Annotated in this window: 16 protein-coding genes; 7 read left to right on the top strand and 9 right to left on the bottom strand. The window is 67.5% G+C overall.

Annotation, left to right across the window (positions count from 1 at the left end):
- Positions 1-31 precede the first annotated feature (31 nt).
- From ACWRN3_RS16520 to ACWRN3_RS16500, 5 genes are read left to right on the top strand one after another with little or no spacing between them, the layout of a single operon-like run.
- Positions 32-775, top strand: coding sequence for an SDR family NAD(P)-dependent oxidoreductase (locus tag ACWRN3_RS16520; protein WP_324643681.1), 744 nt, complete (start codon positions 32-34; stop codon positions 773-775).
- A 49-nt stretch (positions 776-824) separates the two neighbouring features.
- Positions 825-1,145: a 2Fe-2S iron-sulfur cluster-binding protein gene (locus ACWRN3_RS16515; RefSeq protein WP_110542213.1), complete on the top strand. Its 321-nt coding sequence runs from the start codon at positions 825-827 to the stop codon at positions 1,143-1,145.
- A gap of 2 nt (positions 1,146-1,147) precedes the next feature.
- Positions 1,148-2,449 (top strand): NAD(P)/FAD-dependent oxidoreductase, encoded by a 1,302-nt coding sequence (locus ACWRN3_RS16510; protein WP_476741315.1) that lies wholly within the window; start codon positions 1,148-1,150, stop codon positions 2,447-2,449.
- Between the two features lie 30 nt (positions 2,450-2,479).
- The gene (locus tag ACWRN3_RS16505) at positions 2,480-3,250 is read left to right on the top strand and encodes an HD domain-containing protein (RefSeq protein WP_255173922.1); all 771 of its coding nucleotides are present in this window, start codon (positions 2,480-2,482) and stop codon (positions 3,248-3,250) included.
- On the top strand, positions 3,247-4,872 hold the full coding sequence (locus ACWRN3_RS16500; protein ID WP_476741314.1) for an aldehyde dehydrogenase family protein: 1,626 nt from the start codon (positions 3,247-3,249) through the stop codon (positions 4,870-4,872). Before ACWRN3_RS16505 ends, ACWRN3_RS16500 begins: the two co-directional genes overlap by 4 nt.
- Before the next feature lie 38 nt (positions 4,873-4,910).
- Here ACWRN3_RS16500 and ACWRN3_RS16495 read toward each other — a convergent pair whose 3' ends face one another.
- Positions 4,911-5,483 (bottom strand): MOSC domain-containing protein, encoded by a 573-nt coding sequence (locus tag ACWRN3_RS16495; protein WP_324645337.1) that lies wholly within the window; start codon positions 5,481-5,483, stop codon positions 4,911-4,913.
- A gap of 61 nt (positions 5,484-5,544) precedes the next feature.
- Here ACWRN3_RS16495 and ACWRN3_RS16490 point away from each other — a divergent pair, with 61 nt between their 5' ends.
- Positions 5,545-6,519 (top strand): alpha/beta hydrolase, encoded by a 975-nt coding sequence (locus tag ACWRN3_RS16490; RefSeq protein WP_324643684.1) that lies wholly within the window; start codon positions 5,545-5,547, stop codon positions 6,517-6,519.
- Positions 6,520-6,535: 16 nt separating this feature from the next.
- On the opposite strand, the gene ACWRN3_RS16485 is transcribed toward ACWRN3_RS16490, so the two are convergent.
- The 3 genes from ACWRN3_RS16485 to ACWRN3_RS16475 all read right to left on the bottom strand — a co-directional run bounded on the left by ACWRN3_RS16485 (position 6,536) and on the right by ACWRN3_RS16475 (position 9,884).
- The gene (locus tag ACWRN3_RS16485) at positions 6,536-8,905 is read right to left on the bottom strand and encodes an excinuclease ABC subunit UvrA (protein ID WP_324645338.1); all 2,370 of its coding nucleotides are present in this window, start codon (positions 8,903-8,905) and stop codon (positions 6,536-6,538) included.
- Between the two features lie 113 nt (positions 8,906-9,018).
- A complete protein-coding gene (locus ACWRN3_RS16480; protein ID WP_324643685.1) occupies positions 9,019-9,438 on the bottom strand; it encodes a VOC family protein in 420 nt (139 codons plus the stop codon).
- Complete coding sequence (locus tag ACWRN3_RS16475) at positions 9,435-9,884, bottom strand: helix-turn-helix transcriptional regulator (protein ID WP_324643686.1); 450 nt, start codon at positions 9,882-9,884, stop codon at positions 9,435-9,437. The genes ACWRN3_RS16480 and ACWRN3_RS16475 overlap by 4 nt, the downstream gene beginning before the upstream one ends.
- Positions 9,885-10,140: 256 nt before the next feature.
- Here ACWRN3_RS16475 and ACWRN3_RS16470 point away from each other — a divergent pair, with 256 nt between their 5' ends.
- Positions 10,141-10,530: a CBU_0592 family membrane protein gene (locus ACWRN3_RS16470; protein ID WP_324643687.1), complete on the top strand. Its 390-nt coding sequence runs from the start codon at positions 10,141-10,143 to the stop codon at positions 10,528-10,530.
- Between the two features lie 21 nt (positions 10,531-10,551).
- Here the strand turns inward: ACWRN3_RS16470 and ACWRN3_RS16465 are convergent, their stop codons facing one another.
- The 5 genes from ACWRN3_RS16465 to ACWRN3_RS16445 all read right to left on the bottom strand — a co-directional run bounded on the left by ACWRN3_RS16465 (position 10,552) and on the right by ACWRN3_RS16445 (position 15,395).
- The gene (locus ACWRN3_RS16465; RefSeq protein WP_476741313.1) at positions 10,552-11,187 is read right to left on the bottom strand and encodes an ANTAR domain-containing protein; all 636 of its coding nucleotides are present in this window, start codon (positions 11,185-11,187) and stop codon (positions 10,552-10,554) included.
- A gap of 131 nt (positions 11,188-11,318) precedes the next feature.
- The gene (locus ACWRN3_RS16460) at positions 11,319-12,263 is read right to left on the bottom strand and encodes an NAD(P)-dependent oxidoreductase (protein ID WP_324643689.1); all 945 of its coding nucleotides are present in this window, start codon (positions 12,261-12,263) and stop codon (positions 11,319-11,321) included.
- Positions 12,260-13,609, bottom strand: coding sequence for an MFS transporter (locus tag ACWRN3_RS16455; protein WP_255173930.1), 1,350 nt, complete (start codon positions 13,607-13,609; stop codon positions 12,260-12,262). The genes ACWRN3_RS16460 and ACWRN3_RS16455 overlap by 4 nt, the downstream gene beginning before the upstream one ends.
- Positions 13,610-13,768: 159 nt before the next feature.
- Positions 13,769-14,566: an IclR family transcriptional regulator gene (locus tag ACWRN3_RS16450; protein ID WP_324643690.1), complete on the bottom strand. Its 798-nt coding sequence runs from the start codon at positions 14,564-14,566 to the stop codon at positions 13,769-13,771.
- Between the two features lie 91 nt (positions 14,567-14,657).
- Positions 14,658-15,395: a fumarylacetoacetate hydrolase family protein gene (locus ACWRN3_RS16445; protein ID WP_476741312.1), complete on the bottom strand. Its 738-nt coding sequence runs from the start codon at positions 15,393-15,395 to the stop codon at positions 14,658-14,660.
- Positions 15,396-15,401 lie beyond the last annotated feature (6 nt).

Below are 15,401 nucleotides of genomic sequence, written 5' to 3'. Positions count from 1 at the left end.
CATGCCCTCAGGCGAATATTCCGCTGAAGGCATGAACGAAAAGACGGTCCTTATCACCGGCGCCGCGGGCGGGCTGGGCAGGGCGTTCGCGCTCGGTTTTGCCGGCCGTGGATACCGGGTGGCGGTGGCGGACATCAATCTCGAGGGTGCCGAACAGACCGCCAAGCTGGTCCGTGAAGCGGGCGCCCACGCCGCTGCCTTCGCCGCCGACGTGACCGACGTCGACTCCACGGAGCAGCTAGCCGCAAGCTGCGTGGAGTTCGGCAACGGCCGCATCGACGTCGTCCTCAACAACGCGGCGGTGTACGCGGGGGTGACCCGCAGCCGCTTCGAGGACATCAATCCGGCCGAATGGGACCTGGTGATGAACGTCAACCTCAAGGGACCCTGGCTGGTGACCCGTGCCGCGAGCCCCTACCTGGGGGAAGGCGGACGCGTCATCAACCTTTCCAGCGCCACGATCTTCAGCGGCTCCGAGCAATGGGCGCACTACGTCGCCTCCAAGGGCGGCGTGGTGGCACTCACCCGGGTCATGGCCAAGGAACTGGGTCGGCGGGGGATCACGGTGAACGCGATCGCCCCCGGCTTCACGCTCACCGAGGCCAGCTACGGACTGATGGAAAACGCCGAGAACTACGGCGTGGACCGCGGCGCCATCAAACGCGCCAGCCAGCCCGAGGACATTGTGGGCGCCGCCCTGTTCCTCGCCGGGCCTGACAGCTCTTACTACACCGGCCAGACCATGGTGGTGGACGGCGGCCGGCAGTTCATCTGACCGGCCACCCCCGCCCCCATCCAACCAACTTCAAGCAAGGAGGACCACAATGCCAACGGTTCACTTCACCGACGCAGAAGGCACCGTCCGGGACGTCGAAGGCAATGCAGGCGATTCGGTCATGGAAACCGCGGTGCGCAACGGCGTTCCCGGCATCGTGGCCGAGTGCGGCGGTTCGCTGTCCTGCGCCACCTGCCACGTCTTCGTCCGCGAGGACTGCGCCTCGCAGCTGCCCGCCATGGAGGACATGGAGGATGAAATGCTCTATGGCACTGCCGTGGACCGTGAGGACAACTCCCGGCTGTCCTGTCAGCTCCGCCTGACGGAGGAGCTGGAACTCTTCGTCACCACCCCCGAAACCCAGGTGTAGCCATGGGAACGCAGGCAGTACAGCAGGAAGCCGGAACGGCCACGGTTCCCACCAGGACCGGGCTCCTGATCATCGGCGCCAGCCAGTCCGGCGTGCAGTTGGCGGTATCGCTCCGGGCGCTGGGCTTCGACGAACACATCACCCTGCTGGGGGACGAGGACCACCGCCCGTACCAGCGGCCGGCGCTGTCCAAGGAGTTCCTGCAGGGCACCGTGGAAAGCGAATCCCTCATCTTCCGGTCCAACGACTACTGGGCCGAGCACAACGTGGACCTGGTCAAGGGCGAATACATCGTCCGGATCGACAAGGACGCGGACGGTTCCGGGGTGGCGCATGCGTCCTCGGGCCGGGAGTTCCCGTTCAAGCGGCTGGCCCTCACCGTCGGCGCCCGTGCCCGGAAGCTGGAGATTGACGGCAACGGCCTGGACGGCGTGCTCTACCTCCGCAATGCCGACGACGCCCTGGCACTGAAGGCAAGAGTGGGCGACGCCACGGATGTGGTGGTGATCGGCGGCGGGTTCATCGGCCTGGAGGCCGCGTCCAGCCTGCAGAAAATGGGTAAAAATGTCACCGTGCTCGAGTTCGGGCCGCGGCTGGTCGGCAGGGCCGTAGGGGAGGAGACCGCCGAATACTTCCTGCAGGCCCACCGGTCCCGCGGCCTGGATATCCGCCTCAACACCAGTGCGGCGCGCTTCACCGCTGACGACGGCGGCACCCGGGTTGCCGCCGTCGAACTCCAGGACGGGACGGTACTGCCGGCACAGATCGTCCTGATCGGCATCGGCGTCATTCCCAACACGCAGCTGGCAGAACAGCTGGGCCTGGCCGTGGACAACGGCGTGGTGGTGGACCGGTTCGCGCTGGCCTCCGACGGCACCACGGTGGCCGTGGGGGACGTCGCCAACATGCCCAACCCCGTTCCCGGCTCCGAGCCCGGGGAACGGATCCGGCTGGAAAGCGTCAACAACGCCATCGAGCACGCCAAGGTGGCCGCCTATTCGCTGACCGGACGGCGCGAGGAATACGCCGGCATCCCGTGGTTCTGGTCCAACCAGGCGGACCTCAAGCTGCAGATCGCCGGCCTGTGCAACGGCTACGACCAAACCGTGGTCCGGAACGACCAGGAACGCGGAAAATTCAGCGTCCTCTACTACCGCCAGGGCCGCATCATCGCCGCGGACTGCGTCAACGCACCACTCGACTTCATGGCCGTCAAGAACGCGCTCGCCAAGGGCCTCAACATTCCCGCCGATGCCGCCGCAGACCCCGGCACCCAACTCAAGACCATCACTACGGACAGCTAGCCGCGAGGCCGGCCAACCCGAAGGAGCATTATGAGCACCCCCAAGACGCCGTTTGCCCCGGCGGAGCCCGGCACCGCCGCCGGCAGCGCCCCCGGCACCGCACCGGACACGGGCGACGCCCTGGCCGATGCCTTTGCCGCTGAGTACAGCGTCCGGCCCATTCCCGCCCCGGGACCCGTGGATACCACCCCCATCACGGGCACCCCCGCGGCCCTGGACTCGCTCGACGCGCTCTGGAAAGCAGTGGTCCACGAAACCAGGACCCGCGGCAACGACATCCACCTGCCCATCTCCCTTGCCTTCGCCGAACGGCTGTGCCGGGCCTACCCGGACGCGGACGCCGAACTGGTCCGGGTGGCAACGCTGCTGCACGACACCGGCTGGGCCCACGTGGATGAGTCCCGGATCCTCTCGGAAGGGTTCACGGGGGACTGGCGCAAGGCCACCATCCGCTATGAGCACGAGAAGCAGGGCTGCGACGTGGCCCGACGGGTCCTCCCCGGACTGGGCTACGCCCCCGGCTTCGTGGACCAGGTCTGTGCGATCATCGACGGCCACGACACCCGGCCCGTGGCCCGCTCACTGGAGGACGCGCTGATGCGTGACGCCGACAGGCTGTGGCGGTTCGACCACGCCGGCATCGCCCTGGCCTCATCCTGGTTCGGGATGGACCCCGCCACCTACACGGACCGGCTGGCCGCCGAAATCATCCCGGAACTCATCACTGAGGCTGCCCTGGAGATGGCCACCGCGGACCTCTGCCGGTCCAACGCCCTGCTGAAGACGGCGGTGATCCGATGACCTCCGCCACGCATGACGCACCGGCCCTGGCCACACGGTCCGGCCTTGCCCTGCCGCACACCCACGTGGACACCATCTACTTCGACGGCGCCTGGCAGCGGTCCCGGGGCACCGGCCGGAACCCGGTCACCGACCCCGCCACCGGCGAAATCTGGGGCTCGGTCCCGGACGGCACCCCGGAGGACGTGGATGCCGCCGTCGGCTCCGCCCAAAAAGCGTTCGCTGGCAAATGGCCCCGGCTGGCACCGTCCGGGCGGGCCGCCTACCTGCTCCGGATCGCCGACGAAGTGGAGAAGCGCGCTGACGAACTCTCCCTGACCAACTCGCGGGAGAACGGATCGCCGGTGGCCGAATCGTCCGGTGCTGCCGCCAACGCCGCCGGGATCCTCCGCTATTTCGCCACCCTGGCCGGATACCTGGAACAGGAGGACGTCCGGCCCTTCCCCCGTGGCGGCGGCGAATCGGTGGTGCGGCGCGATCCCCTGGGCGTCTGCGCCCTGATCGCCCCGTGGAACTTCCCCATCAACCTGGTGATGATCAAGCTGGCGCCGGCGCTGCTGGCCGGCTGCACCGTGGTGATCAAACCCGCGTCCCCCACCCCGCTGTCCATCCGCGTGATCATCGACGCCATTGCCGCAGCAGGCGTCCCGGCCGGCGTCGTCAACCTGGTCACCGGCTCCGGCCGCCTGGGTGACGTGCTGGTCAAGCACCCCGGAGTGGCCAAGGTAGCGTTCACGGGTTCGACGCCGGTGGGCCGCAAGATCGCCGCGGCCTGCGGCGAGCTGCTGCGCCCTGTCACGCTGGAACTGGGCGGCAAGTCCAGCGCCATCGTCCTGCCGGACGCGGACCTGGACGCCATGTCCCGGGTGCTGATCAAGTCCTCCATGCGCAACACCGGGCAGACCTGCTACATCTCCACGCGCATTCTGGCCCCGGCCAGCCGCTACGACGAAGTGGTGGACATGGTTACTGCCACCATCGCCGCCGGGAAACAGGGTGATCCGCTGGATCCCGAGACGGTGTTTGGCCCCTGCGCCACCGAACCGCAGTACCGGACCGTCATGGAGTACGTCGAGTCCGGGCTGGCTGAAGGCGCCCGCGCCACCACCGGAGGGCGCGCTGCGTCGCTGACCGGAGGGTTGGAGAACGGCTACTTTGTGGAGCCAACTGTGTTCGCCGACGTCACCCCGGACATGCGGATCGCCCGCGAAGAGATCTTCGGGCCGGTGATCACCATCCTCAAATACAACGACGCCGGCGGCAGTGTCGAGGAGGCAGTGGCGCTGGCGAACAACACTGAATTCGGCCTGGGCGGCCTGGTGTTCGGCCGGGACGAGGACGCCGCGCTCGCCGTGGCGGACCGCATGGACACGGGCTCGGTGGGACTGAACTTCTTCGCCTCCAACCACTCCGCCCCGTTCGGCGGCCGGCACGACTCCGGGCTGGGCACCGAGTACGGGATCGAGGGCCTCAACGCCTACCTGAGCTACAAGTCGATCCACCGGAAAGGTAGGGCGCGGCAGGCGTCGCGCCAGGCATGCTTTCAGGCAGCGCACGACGGCGGAAGCCAGGATTTCCGGGGCTTCCCCGCCCAAGGTGGGCCGAAAGCGTGCCGTGCGTGACGCCGTCGTCCGTCTTACGTCTTGCAGGGCGGGGCCTGCTACGGCAGGCGGGACGGACGGAGGACGCTCGCCTCGCCTGCCCGGGCAGGGTCCAGCGGCACCGGGCTGACCAGCACGGCAGGACCCTGGTGCAAAAATCCACTGGAGACGGCCCGGCAGCGGATGCCGCCACGGCCGCGCATGGCCGGATGGGCGCCGGGGGCGAGCATTTCGTTCATCCAGGCGCAGGGCTGGGCGTGCCGGCCGCCGTGCAGGGTCACCGAGGAGCCGCCGGATTCCAGCACGAAGTCCTGCCCCAGCAACGGCACCAGCTGGGCTCCGCGCAGCACCACGTTCCGGCGGGTCAGCAGCGGATCGAACGGCGCCGTGCCCAACTCGGCGGCGATGGCTTCGAGGGATTCGACGGCGAACAGGGTCACCGCAGCATCCATGTGGGCGGCCTTGCCGAAGAAGCGGTCGCCCACGATGCCCTTGCCGGCCACCACCTCGGCCTGCGGAGCATCAGTGGTGGGAACGCTGGCGGCACCGTCCCGGGCCCGGCCAAAGTAAGCGTGCGCGGGGGATACCAGCAGGTGCAGGATCTCGACGTCGTACCGGAACTTTTCGGGCATACGGCCAGCGTAGGCCAGCCCGGCATTGAAATCCTGCCGCCGGATGGAAGGATCAGGAACCATGGAGACCTCACCTGCCGGCCAAGCCAGCGCGCTGCCCAGGAAACGGACGGCCCTTTTCTGGGCATCGGCAGGGTGCGCCGCCGCCCTGACCGGCGTTGCGCTGTGGATGCTGGCAGGGAACTCGGCTGTCCTGGGCGGCCACCCGCTGCTGCCGGGCATCCTGCTGGCAGCGGCTGCCGCCGGTGCCGGCTGGGCAGCTCTGCTCTGGCGCCGCCGCGATGTCCCCCGGCCCCGCTCCCGCGTCCGGGCCGTCGCGGCGTGGGCCGGCAGGGTTGCCGTCCTGGCGCTCGCCGCCGGGCTGGCCTGGCTCAGCCCCTTCGCCTACCAGCCGGGCCCAACGGCGGAGGCCGGGCCGGCATCGGACCTCACTGTCACCGAAACCAGTACCGCCATCACCATGTCACCCGACGCAGCAAACGCCACCAAAGGACTGGTCTTCTACCCGGGCGCACGCGTGGACGCCCGGGCCTACCAGGACATCCTGGGCCCCGTGGTGGGCGCCGGGTACCGGGTGGTCATCCTGAAGGAGCCGCTCGGGCTGAGCCTGCTGGACGGCAACCAGGCCCGCAGCGCCATCGAGGACAACCCGGACATCACCACGTGGGCGGTGGGCGGCCACTCCCTGGGCGGGGTGTCCGCATCGTCATTCGCCCTGGCGAACACCGACATTAATGGCCTGGTCCTGTACGCCTCCTACCCGGTGGAATCGCTGCGGGGACGGCCCGGCCTCTCCGTCCTGTCCGTCTCCGGGACCAAGGACGGTCTCAGCACGCCGGACAAGATCCAGGCCTCCCGGGAACTCCTGCCCCCGGACACGGAGTTCGCCGCCGTCCAGGGCGGAGTGCACGCGTTCTTCGGTGACTACGGCGCACAACCGGGCGACGGCCAGCCCGGCATCAGCCGCAGCGCCGCCCAGCAGCAGGTCGCCGCCGCCACCGTCAGCTTCCTGGGTCAGCTGCCAGGCGGACGCTAAGCAGGGTCCAGCGGCTTCAGGCCCCGACGTACGCCGCCAGATGCTGGCCGGTGAGCGTGGCCCGGCCGGCCACCAGGTCAGCCGGGGTGCCCTCGAAGACGATCCTGCCGCCGTCGTGCCCTGCTCCCGGGCCGATGTCGATGATCCAGTCACCGTGCGCCATCACCGCCTGATGGTGCTCGATGACGATCACGGACTTTCCTGAATCAACCAGCCGGTCCAGCAGCCCCAGCAGCTGTTCGACGTCCGCCAGGTGCAGCCCCACCGTGGGCTCATCCAGGATGTAGACGTCTCCGGACTCCGCCATCTGGGTGGCCAGCTTGAGCCGCTGGCGCTCGCCGCCGGACAGGGTGGTCAGCGGCTGGCCCAGGGAGATGTAGCCCAGGCCCACGTCGGCCAGGCGTTCCAGGACCTTGTGCGCGGCGGGCGTTTTGGCCTCGCCCTCGGCAAAATACGCCAGTGCCGCATCCACCGACATGTCCAGGACGTCCGCAATGTTCTGGCCGCCCAGAGTGTATTCGAGGACGGCGGGCTGGAAACGGCGCCCCTCGCAGTCCTCGCAGGTGGACTCGACCGTGGCCATGACGCCCAGCTCGGTGAAGATCACGCCGGCGCCGTTGCAGGTGGGGCAGGCACCCTCTGAGTTGGAGCTGAAGAGCGCCGGCTTTACGCCGTTGGCCTTGGCGAACGCCTTTCGGATGGGCTCCAGCAGGCCCGTGTAGGTGGCCGGATTGCTCCGTCGGGACCCCTTGATGGCACCCTGGTCGATGACGACCACCCCTTCGCGTTTTGCCAGCGAGCCGTGGATCAGGGAGCTCTTGCCGGAGCCGGCCACGCCCGTCACCACGCAGAGGACGCCGAGCGGCACATCGACGTCGACGTCCTGCAGGTTGTTCGTTGACGCGCCGCGGACCTCGAGGGCGCCGGCGGCCTTCCGGAAGGAGTCCTTCAGGCGGGCGCGGTCGTCCAGGTGCCGGCCGGTAATGGTGCCGCTGGAACGCAGCCCGTCCACATTGCCCTCGTAGACAATCTCGCCGCCGCCGGTACCGGCCTTGGGACCGAGGTCGACGACGTGGTCGGCGATGGCGATCATCTCCGGCTTGTGCTCCACCACCAGGACCGTGTTGCCTTTGTCGCGCAGCTGCAGCAGGAGCGTGTTCATCCGCTCGATGTCGTGCGGGTGCAGGCCGATGCTCGGTTCATCGAAAACGTAGGTGACATCGGTGAGGGAGGAGCCCAGGTGCCGGATCATCTTGGTCCGCTGCGCCTCACCTCCGGAGAGGGTGCCCGCCGGGCGGTCCAGGGAGAGGTAGCCGAGGCCGATCTCGGCGAACGAATCCAGCAGGTCGCGCAGCCCGGCGAGCAGCGGCCGCACGGAGGGCTCGTCCAGCCCGCGGATCCACTGTGCCAGGTCGCTGATCTGCATGGTGCACAGGTCCGCGATGTTCTTGCCGTTGATCCGGGAGTTGAGCACTTCCGGGGTCAGGCGGGTTCCGCCGCAGTCCGGGCAGGTGGCGAACGTGACGGCGCGCTCCACGAACCGCTTCACGTGCGGCTGCATCGCCTCCACGTCCTTGGAGAGCATGGACTTCTGGATCTTGGGGATGACCCCTTCGAACGTGAGGTTGACGCCTTCCACGTTGATCTTGGTGGGCTCGGCGTACAGCATCGTGTCCAGCTGCTTCGCCGTGAACTTGGCGATCGGCTTGTCCATGGGCAGGCCCATGCCCTCGAACAGGCGGCCGTACCAGCCGTCCATGGAGTAGCCGGGAACGGTGAGCGCGCCCTCGTTCAGGGACTTTGACTCGTCATAGAGGGCGGTCCGGTCGATGTCGCTAATGTTCCCCATGCCCTCGCAGCGCGGGCACATGCCGCCCAGGTAGGTGACTTGGCGTACCACGTTCTTCTCCACCCGGCCACCTTTCTCGGTGCTCATGATGCCGCTGGCCTTGCGGGTGGGCACGTTGAAGGAGAAGGCCGTGGGCGGGCCGACGTAGGGCTTGCCCAGCCTGCTGAACAGGATCCGCAGCATGGCGTTGGCGTCGGTGGCCGTGCCTACGGTGGAGCGCGGGTTGGCGCCCATCCGCTCCTGGTCCACGATGATCGCCGTGGTCAGCCCCTCCAGCCGGTCCACGTCCGGCCGGGCCAGGCTGGGCATGAACCCCTGCACGAACGCGCTGTAGGTTTCGTTGATCATCCGCTGCGACTCGGCGGCGATGGTGGCGAACACCAGCGAGCTCTTGCCGGAGCCGGAAACACCCGTAAACGCGGTCAGCCGGCGCTTGGGCAGCTCCAGGCTCACGTCCTTCAGGTTGTTCTCCCGCGCGCCCTGCACCCGGATCAGGTCGTGGCTGTCGGCAACGTGCGCTCCCTGCCTGGTTTCCATGTCTGCTTCCGTGCTCAAAGTGTCCCCCTTCTTCCTGGAGCGGCGCCGAAGCGGAGCTGCGCTGGCAGCCCCCGTTCCGGCCTCGTCCGGTATATACGTGTCTGTTTATATGCCTAGGGCTGCTGGTTGATGCGGACCGTGTTGCCGGCCGGGTCGCGGAAGGCGCAGTCGCGGATGCCGTAGGGCTGGTCGATGGGTTCCTGGACCACATCGGCCCCGGTTGCCTCCACCTTGGCGAACGCGGCGTCCACGTCGGGGGAGGAGAGGACGATGGTGGCGTAGGTACCTTTGGCCATCATCTCGGTGATGGTGCGGCGCTCACTCTCGGTGATGCCCGGGTCCACGGCGGGCGGGTGAAGGACGATGGAAACGTCCTTCTGGCCGGCGGGGCCTACGGTAATCCACCGCATGCTGCCGCGGCCTACGTCGTTGCGGATTTCGAAGCCCAGGGCGTCGCGGTAGAACGCCAGGGAGGCGTCCGGGTCTGTGGCGGGAAGGAAGGTTGAGGAAATGTTGATGTCCATGGCAGTCATGCTAGTGACGGCTCACGGGCCGGCGCTTCTCGATTCCTGACCGGTCTGGTGACCTGTTTCGCCACGCAGGCCGGGATCCCCGCCGTCGACTCCGCTGCCTCCTGTTTGTAGACGCTCGGCGGCATGCCCACCAGTTCGCTGAAGCGGGTGCTGAAGGTGCCCAGCGAGGAACAGCCGACGGCGAAGCACACCTCGGTGACGCTGAGGTCACCTTTGCGGAGCAGCGCCATGGCCCGTTCGATCCGGCGGGTCATGAGGTAGCTGTACGGGGATTCGCCGTAGGCCAGCTTGAAGCGGCGGCTGAAATGGCCGGCCGACATATGGACATCCCTGGCAAGGGATTCGACGTCCAGCGGCTGGGCATATTCGCGGTCCATCCGGTCTTTGACGCGCCTCAGCTGGGTGAGTTCGCGGAGGTAGGGATCGGAGGCAGGACTGCTGGTCACAGCTTCGATCGTGCTACGCCGCGCAGGCCTTGTCCAGACGTGGGGAGTATCACGTATCGGCAGTAATTTGGGCGTCAGCGCGCAGGATATGATTATGCCGCCGGCCAGCGTAAGAGGTCCTCGCCCGAACAGGGCTCGAGTCAACGCAGAGCTGGATGATGCAGATTCCCACGGAACGGCATCCGGCGAAACCACCCTTGAACCACCTCTTGAGCCCTGCCCTGATACTGCGCAGGCACCACCTTGGAAGGACGCCATGGAACTGCTGTGGGAAATTGCCGGCTGGGCAGGCGCGGTTGCGATTCTCAGTGCGTACCTGTCTGTTTCCATGGGGTGGCTGAAGGCCGGGAAGGGCTTCCAGACCGCCAACCTGTTCGGTTCGGTCGCCTTCATCATCAACGGAACGCTGCACGGCGCCTGGCCGTCAGTGGTTACCAATATTGCCTGGTTCCTGATCTCTGCCGTGGCGCTGGTCCGCATGCGTTCGGAGGAAGCGGCCGCCGAGCCGGTTGAAGCCGCGCATGTCCAGTATCCGGGTGTTCCGGACTCCACCGGCCAGCTGGCCGTCGTCGAGGCATTCACTGACGCCCTGCCCGTGGTCAGTTCCGCGCCCGTCCTGTCGGACGGGCCCCGGCTGGCCGTCTAGGCCAATGACGGCGTCCGGCGGTTACAGCAGGGGGTGGCCCTGGTTCTCCGGATCTCCGGCGCGGACGGTGGCGCGGTCAACGATGTCCTGCGCAACAGCGTAGACCTTGCGGTTTGTGTCCTGGCTCAGTTGGTTGATGAGCCCGTAGGCCTGGTCGGCGGTGACTCCGGTGCGGCCCATCAGGACGCCCTTGGCTTGTTCGATGACCGCCCGGTTGAGGGCCGACGCCGCCACCGCCTCGGTGGCAAGCTGGTGCCGGTCCGTATGGATTGACGTGGTGAGGTCCACCACCACGCCCCAGACGCCGATCGGGGTGTCTCCGTCCATGATGTAGTCAGCAGAGTAAAGCAGCTTGTGCTGGCGGTCCTTGCGGTCCCGGATGGACAGGTAGAGGGATGACGGTCCGCCATGGGTGGACACATGGTCCCAGTATGCCTGGACCCTTGGCCGGTCTTCGGGCTCGACGTGGGGAAGAACCATCTCCATGGTCGGGACCACCTCGCCCCGTTCGTACCCGTACATCCGGTACAGCCCGTCTGACCAGCGGAAGACGCCGTCCGCGAAGTAGTACTCGACGAATCCGGTGGGGCAGTTGAGGAAATCGGTGGGCGGGACTTTCCCCTGTATGGAGTCTGGGTGTGCACTGTTGGGAATCACTGAAGGGCCGTTCGACGTGCTGTAGCCCGGCTCCCCTGCGCCCAGGCCTGAAAACACCAGAATATAGCAGCGGGCCCGCGGCTGGGCCCGCAGGCCCGGGCGGCTTAAACAGGGCCGGGCGAACAGCGGACTTAGTGCGGAGACTCCTCGGCGGAGGCGGTGCCCAGATTGGCAATGGCCTGCCGTACCGCGGCCAGGTCCTGGTCGCCCAGGCCCTGCGCCACCAGTTCTGCGTACAGGTCGACGCCAGCGGAAGCCATGGGTGTAGCGGTGCGGGCATTGGCGGCGCTTTCCAGCACGAAGGACAGGTCCTTGTGCATGAACTTCGCCGGTCCCGTCGGCGTGTAATCCTTTGCCGCGAGCCGGGGGCCCACCAGATCCAGCACCCTGCTGGCAGCGAGGCCGCCAGCCAGGACCTCGAAGAGGGCACTGACGTCCAGGCCGGAGCGTTCCGCAAGCTCGGCAGCTTCGGCGAGTGCCGCCGTCGTGGTTCCCACGATCAGCTGGTTGCATGCCTTGGCCAGCGAGCCGGCACCCAGGTCCCCCAGCCGGCGGACGGAGGTCCCCATTGCTTCCAAAGCCGGGAGGGCCCGGTTGAAGTCTTCCGGGGATCCGCCGGCCATGATGGCCAGGGTCCCCCGTTGCGCTCCGTCCGTTCCGCCGCTGACCGGGGCATCGAGCACTGAGGCGTTCCCGCCGCTGGCATCCGCAACAGCGAGCCCGAAGGCCCGCACCGCGACCGGGGACACGCTGCTCATCACCACAACGAGTGTCCCGGCTGCGGGCGGTTCCGCCCGCCACGCTTCCAGGAGCCCCGCCGCAGCGTCCTCGATGAAGGGGAGGTCGGGGAGCATGAAGATGATGACGGGCTCGTCCCGAAGGTCCGCAACGTGGCTGGCGCCGGTCCCGCCCAGCGACTCGAGGTCGCGGACCGCGGCGGGGGAGCGGTTCCAGCCCGTGACCTGCCACCCTGCCGTGAGCAGGTTGGCGGCCATCGGTGCCCCCATCAGCCCCAGCCCGACGAACCCCGCGCGCTTGGGTGCGGGATCCGCCGGGCCGGGGTTGCCGTTGTTCACCTGGCGTCCTCCACGAGGACCAGGTCGCGGCCGTTGGTTTCCGGGGTGAAGAACGTGGTGGCGAACGAGATTGCCGCCAGGACCAGCGAGTAGATCGCGGGCACCAGCCAGGAATGGTTGGTGGCCGCCAGCAGTGCGACGCCGATCATCGGGGCAAAGCCGCCGGCGAGCACCGCGGAAAGTTCGCGGCTGAGCGCCACGCCGGTGAAGCGGTGCTGGGAGCCGAAGAGTTCCGGGAGCAGGGCGCACTGCGGACCAAGCATGGACTGCACGCCCAGGGCGATGCCCACCACCATGACCGCCCAGACCAAGGCGACGTTGCCGAGCGTGACCAGGTAGAAGGCCGGCAGGGCGATGACGGCCTGGAAGAGCGCGCCGTAGCGGTACACGGGGACCCGGCCGAAGCGGTCGGACAGGGCGCCGAAGGCAACGACCAGCACCGCTGCGAAGCCCGCGGCAATCAGCAGGCCGGTGGGGCCAATGAACTTGTCGCCGGGGAAGACGCCGGCCGGCATGCTGATGAAGGACACCAGCAGCGCGGAGTAGATGGACGAGTTGCCGTTTTCGCCCATGCGGAGGCCAATGCCCACCAGCACGTTCTTCTTGGAGTGCTTCCAGATCTGGCCCACCGGGTTCTTGACCACGGCCTTGTGCTTCTCCAGTTCCTGGAAGACGGGGGTCTCCTTGAGGCGGAGGCGGATGAACACGGCAATCGCGATCAGGATGATGCTGGCCAGGAACGGAACGCGCCAGAGCCAGCCCTGCAGGACCTGCTTGTCCGCCAGGGCCATCAGGGCGAAGGTGCCGGCGCCCAGGAGGGTGCCGAGCTGGATGCCCACGAAAGGCAGGGAAGCGAAGAAGCCACGACGACGGCGCGGGGCCACCTCGGAGATGAGGGTGGTGGCGCCCGCCTGCTCGGCGCCTGCGCCCAGACCCTGCAGGATGCGCAGCGTCACCAGGAGCACCGCTCCCAGCATTCCCGCCTGTTCAAAGGTGGGCAGGAGGCCGATGGCGCAGCTGGACAGGCCCATCAGGCCGATGGTCAGGATGAGCACCATCTTGCGGCCGAAGCGGTCCCCGATGTGGCCGAAGACCACGCCGCCGAAGGGCCGCGCCGCGAAGCCGACGCCGTAGGTGGCGAAGGAGGCGATGACGGCTCCGCTCTCGCCGAGCGGCGCGAAGAACAGCGGGCCAAAGATCAGGGCCGAGGCCAGGCCGTAGATGTAGAAGTCGTAGTACTCCAGGGCGGATCCCACGGAGCTGGCAAGTGTTGCCCTTCGCAGCTGGTCCGGATCGACGACGGCGCCGTCCGTGGTGGCCTGCGGTGAGTTAGTACGAGTTGTCACGAGAACTCCCTCTAATGCACTCCAGGCCCCCGTTGGCCTGGTGGGATAGCGACAACACCTGTTGTGTCGGTCACTATGCTGAACACAATACAGCAAGCTGAACAACGAGCAACAGTTTTTGGTTTTGAGTTACGAAAAGCCCGTCCGGTTGGCGCGTTCCTAGCCCATCGGGTTGCCCAGGGAGTGGGCAAGTTCCTGCAGTTCCTTGACCATTTGGGAGCCCTGCTCCGGCGTGTAGGTGGCCTTGAGCGCTGTCACGGAAAGGCCCAGGCTGGGACCGTGGGCGCCGCGGGTGGGGACGGAGACGGCGAGGCACACCACGCCGGTGGTGGATTCTTCGTCCTCGAAGGCAAAGCCCTGCTCGCGGATCTCCTTCAGCTGCGCCTTCAGTTCCGCACCCGTGCGCAGGGATTTGGGTGTGAGCACCGGCAGTTCAGCGTCGTCCGGGAACATTTCCTCCAGGTCATGGTCACGCAGCCGCGCAATCAGCGCCTTGCCCACGGCGCACAGGGACACCGGCATCTTGTCGCCGATGTTGGACGTGAGCCGCACCGCGGGATGGCCCTCGTACCGGGCCAGGTAGATGACATTGGTGCCGTCCAGCATGGCAATCCGCACCGTCTCGCGGGAAAGGACGGAGGCCTGTTCGCAGTAGCGGTAGAACTCCTGCACCTCATCCATCCGGCCAAGGTAGGCGGCGCCCAGTTCCACCAGCTTGCGGCCCAGGGTGAACTCCGAGCCCTGCCGGCTGATCAGCCGGGCCTCCTCCAGTGCCAGCAGGAGGTTGGAAGTGGAGGACTTGGGGATGCCCACTTCGCGCGAGAGGTCGCTCAGGGTCAGGCGCCCGGTGGCCGAGGCGGCGAGGGCATCCAGGACGGCTGCTGCCCGGGTGACAGCCGGAGCCGGCGAGGTGGCTCCCGCTTTGTCGGATGAAGCGGGGGCATGGGAATCGGCCATGATTCTCCTTTGGGTCGCCAGGGCAGACGTCGGTGTCGTTCAGTCAACTGAACGCAATCCATCATAAATGCCGCAACGGCCCACGACGCCGTCAGGCCACCGGGCTGCTCAGGGTGCCGATGCCCTCCACCACAATCTCCACCCGGTCCCCGGGCTCGACGGGTACCACTGTGGCGGGCGCTCCGGTCATCACCACGTCGCCGGGTTCCAGAATCAGCCATGATGTGACGTAGATGAGGCATTCCACTACCGAGGAGGGGAGGTTGAAGGTCCCGGAGGTGGCCTTGGCTGTCCCGTTGACATAGACGTCGATGGCCACCTTTTCGGGGTCCGGGAGTCCGGTTTCTATCCAGGGGCCGATGGGTGTGTAGTTGACGCCGGCCTTGCCTTGGAAGTTCCGCTCGTCCACCGCGTTCTGGTCCACGTTGGTGACGTCGTTGACGCAGGTGTAGCCGAGGACGTGATCCAGGGCGTTTTCTGAAGTCAGGTTGGCGGCTGTCCTGCCGATCACGACGGCGAGTTCGCCCTCGGCATTGACCGTGCCGTGACCGCGGACTGCGGTGATGGCGTCGCCCGGCCCGGCGACGGTGTGGACGGACTTGTGCCACGCCTGGATGGGCAGGGGGTGGTCATTCAAGGTCCGGTTGTGGCCTATGCCGAGGACGACGGCGGGCGTCACCGGGGCGAGGAACGTAGCCTCGCTGTGAGCGGTGGCGCCGCCGGTGTAGCGGAGGGTTTCCTCAAACGGGTCGGCAATGTGGTGCCACGTGCCGTCCCGTTCGATTGCGTGCTGCGGGCCTGCTGCTGTTTTTAGTCTTGCGATGCGCACCGGTTC

This window comes from Pseudarthrobacter sp. rb (genome assembly GCF_056389225.1).
The sequence above is the reverse complement of the archived record's forward strand: the minus strand, read 5'-3'. Positions and strand labels throughout refer to the sequence as shown.